The sequence below is a fragment of the Shewanella sp. BJSY2023SW007 genome (genome assembly GCF_047314525.1).
Taxonomy (GTDB): domain Bacteria; phylum Pseudomonadota; class Gammaproteobacteria; order Enterobacterales; family Shewanellaceae; genus Shewanella; species Shewanella chilikensis.
In genome coordinates, this window is sequence record NZ_JBKORL010000002.1 from 75,791 (window position 1) to 82,343 (window position 6,553).

The 6,553-nt window shown below is 54.0% G+C and carries 5 protein-coding genes; 1 reads left to right on the forward strand and 4 read right to left on the reverse strand.

Annotated features, from left to right (window positions below; all coding sequences use genetic code 11):
- Nucleotides 1–9: 9 nt before the first annotated feature.
- A complete protein-coding gene (locus tag ACMHXE_RS00615; protein WP_101055056.1) occupies nt 10–894 on the reverse strand; it encodes an SDR family NAD(P)-dependent oxidoreductase in 885 nt (294 codons plus the stop codon).
- A gap of 233 nt (nt 895–1,127) precedes the next feature.
- On the opposite strand from ACMHXE_RS00615, the gene ACMHXE_RS00620 reads away from it, so the two are divergent.
- Nucleotides 1,128–2,003 (forward strand): 1,4-dihydroxy-2-naphthoate polyprenyltransferase, encoded by an 876-nt coding sequence (locus tag ACMHXE_RS00620; RefSeq protein ID WP_101055054.1) that lies wholly within the window; start codon nt 1,128–1,130, stop codon nt 2,001–2,003.
- Nucleotides 2,004–2,113: 110 nt separating this feature from the next.
- On the opposite strand, the gene gndA is transcribed toward ACMHXE_RS00620, so the two are convergent.
- From gndA to ACMHXE_RS00635, 3 genes are all read right to left on the reverse strand, one after another.
- Complete coding sequence (gene gndA / locus ACMHXE_RS00625; protein WP_101055052.1) at nt 2,114–3,652, reverse strand: NADP-dependent phosphogluconate dehydrogenase; 1,539 nt, start codon at nt 3,650–3,652, stop codon at nt 2,114–2,116.
- Between the two features lie 157 nt (nt 3,653–3,809).
- The gene (gene sugE / locus ACMHXE_RS00630) at nt 3,810–4,124 is read right to left on the reverse strand and encodes a quaternary ammonium compound efflux SMR transporter SugE (RefSeq protein ID WP_039033745.1); all 315 of its coding nucleotides are present in this window, start codon (nt 4,122–4,124) and stop codon (nt 3,810–3,812) included.
- 293 nt (nt 4,125–4,417) lie between these two features.
- Nucleotides 4,418–6,334: a propionyl-CoA synthetase gene (locus ACMHXE_RS00635; protein WP_101055050.1), complete on the reverse strand. Its 1,917-nt coding sequence runs from the start codon at nt 6,332–6,334 to the stop codon at nt 4,418–4,420.
- Nucleotides 6,335–6,553 lie beyond the last annotated feature (219 nt).

Here is a 6,553-nt window from a genome sequence, read left to right on the forward strand (position 1 = left end):
CAGATGACTTTACTCTATCTCTATATCATGCTCGGCGGCAGCTTGTCTGGCCCAGTTAACAATTTGCGCCTCGCCGCTGTCGCTGAACCCCAGTGGCGTAGCCACGCTTAACTCTGGCCAAGCTCTGGCCAAAAGTTCAGGAGTACAAGCATCTGCATTAAAGTAACCCGGCTCTGTCTGCGCTATTCTCACCCGACTGATACTGCCAGCTGCAGCCAACAAATGTTGCCCATTGGGCGCCTGCTCGCTGAGCAGAAACAATCCGGCTGCCAATGGCGCGTTCAAACCAAATAAAGGTTGTACCGGCAGTGCCAGGTGTTGCTCCGTCATTGGGGTGGTAGCCAAAGGATAGAGACTGTTGACACGGATGTTATGATTGCCACCTTCTCGACTGAGACTATTGGTTAATCCAAACAATGCCATCTTGGCACTGGCCCAGGCACTTTCGAAAAGATCTCCGAACAGTCCACTAACACCACCCAACAAAAGGATCCGGCCATACTCCTGTGCCTTCATTCGCGACCAGAGTCCGTGACAGAGAAAGAAGCTGCCATCCAGATCCACCTGCAACTGCCGTCGCCACTGCTGTGGTGTCAGTTTTTCAAATGAGCAGGGGGTATGGATCCCGGCACAGGCCACCAACAACTCTATAGTGCCAAAGTGGTCACAGGCTTCCTGCAGCACCAAAGCAACATCTTGCTCATCGGCAACATCACAGTGCCAGGCTTTGGCATCGGCCCCCAAAGCAGAAATCGCATTCAAGGTATCTTTGCAGCTGTCTATGTCCAGCAGTGCCAGGCTGGCACCACGCTGAGCCAAACCTATGGCGAAGGCGCGCCCCAACCCCGAGGCGGCACCGCTGACAAGGGCTGTCCTGCCCCCAAACCCCATCATATTAACCTCTGCTTTAGTAATAAGCTCATGAAATACCGGGTATTCTTTAACAATAAGAACACATAATCCCCTAAGGTTATTTGATTATGGCTGCATTTTTTCAATCCGCACGGGTACAAATGTGCGCTGACTCAAACTCTGTTAAATGCATTTATCCGATTGTGCTAACTTTCAAGTGGAAAATTGGTATCCTTAGCATGTTTTCCCATCTTTAACTCTGAAGAATTGACAAAATGAATCCCTGGATTTTAGCCTCACGGCCGCGCACCTTGCCTGCGGCGATAGGCCCCTTGCTGATAGGCAACATTCTGGCTCTGCAACTGGAGAGTTTTAGTTGGACCATTGCAGTGGCATCCATGGTCTGTGCCCTGTTGCTGCAGATTGCCGTTAACCTGGCCAACGACTACTTTGATTTCAAAAATGGTATAGATACCGAGGAGCGACTTGGGCCGATAAGGGTCACCCAGAGCGGCTTACTCGACCCGCTGAAAGTGCGTAATGCAATGATTTTTTGCCTTTTGCTGGCATTAGCTGTGGGATCTTTCCTGATCTGGCACGGTGGCTGGCCGATTGCCATCCTGGCGGCGGCTTCCATTATGGGCGCCCTGGGTTACAGCGGCGGCCCATACCCGCTGGCCTCACACGGCCTGGGTGAAGTGGCGGCCTTTATCTTCTTTGGCTTGGTAGCCGTAGTCGGCAGTTACTATCTACAGGCCGGTGATACCAGCACTGCAGCCTGGATTTTGGGGAGCGCCGTAGGCCTGCTCAATGCCGCTATCTGCCTGGTTAACAACACCCGTGATATCTATACCGACGAAAAAGCCGGCAAGCGCACGTTGGCGGTACGCATAGGTGAGGCCCAATCCAAGGTGCTGTACCAGGCGCTGGTTTACTTACCCTTCGGCCTGATTATCGCCGGCTTCCTGCTGGGTTTGCTACCTGGGCTACCTGTGCTGCTGACGGGTCTTGCGCTGCTAATGGCCCGCAAGCTGTCCAGCGATTTTATTCAGGAGTCAGGCGCAGCATTGAATCCATTACTGGGGCGCACCGCCAAACTGACTATGATATTCAGCGCCCTATTCAGCTTAGGTTTAGTGTTTACCCTTTAACCCAGGTATAGCTATAAAAAAGGGATAGAAATAACAAAGGCTTCCACTGCCACGCAGTTGGAAGCCTTTTTCGTTGGCCGGTGATAGTGTTCTGCCCGGCCCGTTTTCCCTCAATCCAGTTTAATCAGCGGCCGCTTGGGGTCACTCCAATCCAGGTGATAACGCTCGTTGGCAGCTTGGTCTATACGCTCAAAACTGTGCGCTCCGAAAAAGTCCCGTTGTCCCTGCAACAGATTGGCCGGCAGCGTCTCAGTGCGATAACTGTCGTAGTAAGAAAGCGCCGATGAGATGCAGGGCACAGGCACACCTGCAAGTACCGCCTTGGCAACTGTTTGCCGCCATGCCTGCTGGCGCGCCGAAAGCGTTGAAGCAAAGCCATCGGCCAACAGTAAATTGGCCAATTCAGGCTCACTGTCGTAGGCTGCGGCTATGGATTGCAGGAATCTGGCGCGAATAATACAGCCGGCGCGCCAGATCCTGGCGATGGCGGCAAAATCCAGCTGCCATCCCAGCTCCTGAGCCTGCATCGCCATCAACTGGAACCCCTGGGCATAACAGCTCACCTTGGCGCAATAGAGTGCGCTCTCCAGGCCATCAATAAAGCTTTGTTGCTCGTCCGAGCCTGCCGGTTGAGTGCCTCTCGCTTCGGGACCGACCAACTTGGTGGCCAAGCTCTGGCGCAGAACCTTTTGAGTGCTGATGGCGCGGGCATAAACCGCTTCGGCGATAGTGGGCGCCGGGCAACCTATCTGCAGGCTGCTGACAGCCGTCCACAGACCTGTGCCCTTCTGCCCTGCCTTATCAAGGATCATCTCAACCAGAGGCTTGCCGCTTAATGGGTCCTGTTGCCGCAAGACCTCGGCGCTGATTTCCATCAGATAACTGGAGAGCACACCTGTATTCCAGCGCTCGAACACCTGGGCAATGGCATAGGCATCAAGGCACAGCACTTGGCTTAGCAAATGATAAGCCTCGCAAATCAGCTGCATGTCGGCATATTCAATGCCGTTGTGCACCATCTTCACATAGTGACCGCTACCGGCCGGGCCTATGTAAGCCGTGCAGGGCTCCCCTTGGGTAACCGGGTTGCCGGGCTCAAATCGTTCCAGCGGCAATCCGGTGTCACCATCCACCTTGGCAGCTATCGCCCGCCAAATGGGAGCAACCCGCTTCCAGGCCTTGATATCACCACTTGGCATCAGAGAAGGCCCGAATCTAGCCCCCACCTCACCGCCGGACACAGCTGAGCTGAAGAAGATAAACTGATCGCGATAGCGCTGTTCCCGCGCTATAGTGTCTGTCCACAGGCTATTGCCCGTGTCTATGACTATATCCTCGCGCTCAATCCCGGCATCGAGCAGGGATTGGCATACGGCATCGACCGCCGCACCGGCCGGAATGGACAGCAGCAAGATGCGCGGTGTTGCTAAATTTGCCATCAAATCAGTAAGATTATTACAGCCAAACAGCAATTGTTCCCTCTCGGTCACTTCCGTCTTGGCCTGGTTTTCGGCAGCTGTCACTTTGCGACTGTCCAGATCGAACGCCGCGACCCGATAGCCGTTATCTATGATATTGAGAGCGAGATTCTTGCCCATAACACCCAGGCCTATGACCCCGATGTCAGAAAGATGCTTGTGGGTTTGCATTGTTATTAATTCCACGGGTAGCAGAGGAGCCGGCCATTTTGTGAGCCAACAACCGGCCTTGAGTGGATTAATTATACTGATTAACGAAAGTTAATTACCAGCCGCCCTTGACGATAACCTTGTTTGAAAAACACGATTAACAGACAAACATCCGGGTTCAATTAGCCAGTTTCAGTCCCAAAACACCGATAAAAATCAACAGCAAACTGCCGATTTTCATCAGACTGGCACTCTCGCCGAATAGCCAGATACCCACCAATGCCGTGCCCATAGCGCCAATGCCTACCCAAACACCGTAAGCCGTGCCTATAGGCAATGACTTGGTCGCCAGCCCAAGCAAACCGACACTGATGGCCATAGCGCCCAAGGTCAACAGACTCGGAATTAACTTGGTAAAACCCTGGGTATATTTAAGGCCTATGGCCCAACCGATTTCAAACAAACCTGCGAGGATTAAGAGTAACCAGTTCATGAACCCATCCCTTTTTAAAGAGGGGTCGTCCCCGATAGTGGAAAAGGCGCTTGCAGGGTCGTCCCTGCGGCCGGAATGATAAGGCTACATAGTGTAGCTTAAGTTGCAAGCCTGAATGTAAAACTTGGATGCTACTACTTTGTATGTAACTACTTGTTGTTGCCCCGAACGGAGCAGCGGCATCTTAGCAAAGGCCGACTAAAAGGGCAAAGTGTAAGAGGCGCGCCTTTACAACATGAAAAACAGCTAAAAAAACGCCTGCCAGCGGCAGGCGCAAAAGGAGAAAGTCAACCTCAGGCGTGCTCTTTCACCAGAGAATCGGCATAGCCCATGCGGGTCAGTGCGGTGCGTACCAGATCCAGAGTGCCGGGATCCTCTATGGTTGCCGGCGCCTTGAACTCCTGGTTGTCGGCAATTTTACGCATGGTGCCACGCAGTATCTTGCCGGAGCGGGTCTTGGGCAACTTGGGCACAGCGCTCACCAAACGGAACGCCGCCACCGGGCCAATTTCCTGGCGCACCAGGGCCACCAGCTCCTTGTGCAGCTGTTCTTCGCTCAGGGTATTCCCCATCTTGAGCACCACCAACCCCAGCGGCACCTGCCCCTTGAGCTTATCTTCCACACCAATAACCGCCGCTTCAGCCACCGCCGGATGCTGACAAAGTACCTCTTCAAAACGCCCGGTCGATAATCTGTGACCGGCCACATTAATGATGTCATCAATACGACTCATGATGTAGAGATAGCCCTCTTCATCCATATAGCCGGCATCCCCGGTAAGATAGTAACCGGGATACATGGCCAGATAGCTGTCATGGTAACGCTTATCGTTTTGCCACAAGGTAGTCAGGGTTCCGGGCGGCAGAGGCAGCTTAATCACCACATTGCCCGATTGCCCGGGAGCGACCTGCTCCCCCATTTCGTCCAATACTTCCACCTGATAACCGGGCACGGCTCTGGCCGGTGACCCGGCTTTGACCGGAATAGGCGCCACTCCCATCAAGTTGGCGGCAATGGCCCATCCTGTTTCGGTTTGCCACCAGTGATCTATCACTGGCTTGGCCAGCTTCTCTGACGCCCACTTCAAGGTATCCGGGTCACAACGCTCGCCGGCCAGAAACACGTTCTTCAGGCAAGAGAGATCGCTTTGAGCCACATAGCTTGCCTCAGGGTCCTCACGTTTGATGGCACGAATCGCCGTCGGTGCAGTAAAGAAACTCTTGACCTTGTACTTGGCTATGGTGCGCCAAAAAGTGCCGGGATCCGGGGTGCCCACAGGTTTGCCTTCAAACAGCAAGGTGGTGGCACCTACCAGCAGCGGTGCATAGACAATATAGGAGTGACCCACCACCCAACCCACATCAGAGGCGGCCCAGAAGACATCACCAGGTTCTATGTCATAGATGGCCTTCATCGACCAGGCCAGCGCTACGGCATGGCCACCGTTATCACGCACCACCCCCTTTGGCTGGCCTGTGGTGCCTGAGGTATAGAGAATGTACAGGGGATGAGTGGCTTCGACCGCCACACAATCGACAGGAGTCGCCTGACAGATAGCACTCTGCCAGTCATGATCCCGCCCTGGCTGCAACTCGGCCTGATACTGACTGCGGCCGAGAATAAGGCAGTTTTCCACCTTATGCTCAGACTGATCCAGCGCCTTGTCCAGCAGTGGCTTATAAGGCACAACACCTGAGGGTTCAATGCCGCAGGAGGCGGACAATACCAGCCGGGGTTTGGCATCGTTGATCCGGGTTGCCAGTTCATTGGCGGCAAAGCCGCCGAACACCACCGAATGTATTGCCCCTATGCGGGCACAGGCCAGCATGGCAAACAGGGTTTCCGGCACCATAGGCATATAGATAACGACTCTGTCGCCCTTATTGATCCCGACAGATTGCATCCAGCCCGCCAGGCGGCTCACCTGCTGCTGTAATTCGTTATAGCTGATGCCGTACTCGGTATCTGTTACCGGACTGACATATTGAATGGCGGTCTGTTCGCCACGCCCTGCGGCCACATGCCGGTCCACCGCGTTATAGCAGGTGTTGAGCATGCCACCGCTAAACCAGCGGTAAAATGGCGCCTCACTCTCATCCAGCACCTGCTCCCAGGGCTGTTGCCAATCTATGGCACGGGCACACTCGCCCCAAAACTGTGTCTTGTCCTCGAGTGACGCCTTATGCAGGGCTAAACCCGGATCTATCATTATCTGTCCTCCCAAAGGACGCCGTTCTGCGACGGCACTGCGTTCCCTTCCTTCCTGGGACAATTAAAGTCCTTTTTGGCCTTGTACCCAATTAGACGTTAGCCTAAAACCCCGCTCGAACTGCCAACGTAGTTCACTTAAGCGGAGCTGCCTTGTGATTAACAGGATATCGGGTCTTTGATATTTTTACCGCCCTAGGCCGATTTGGCTTAGGGCGTT

Excerpts from the sequence above, each read along its gene's own strand:
- sugE (WP_039033745.1), bottom strand. The coding sequence starts at position 4,124 with ATGAACTGGTTACTCTTAATCCTCGCAGGTTTGTTTGAAATCGGTTGG.
- ACMHXE_RS00615 (WP_101055056.1), bottom strand. The coding sequence starts at position 894 with ATGATGGGGTTTGGGGGCAGGACAGCCCTTGTCAGCGGTGCCGCCTCG.
- ACMHXE_RS00635 (WP_101055050.1), bottom strand. The coding sequence starts at position 6,334 with ATGATAGATCCGGGTTTAGCCCTGCATAAGGCGTCACTCGAGGACAAG.
- gndA (WP_101055052.1), bottom strand. The coding sequence starts at position 3,652 with ATGCAAACCCACAAGCATCTTTCTGACATCGGGGTCATAGGCCTGGGT.
- ACMHXE_RS00620 (WP_101055054.1), top strand. The coding sequence starts at position 1,128 with ATGAATCCCTGGATTTTAGCCTCACGGCCGCGCACCTTGCCTGCGGCG.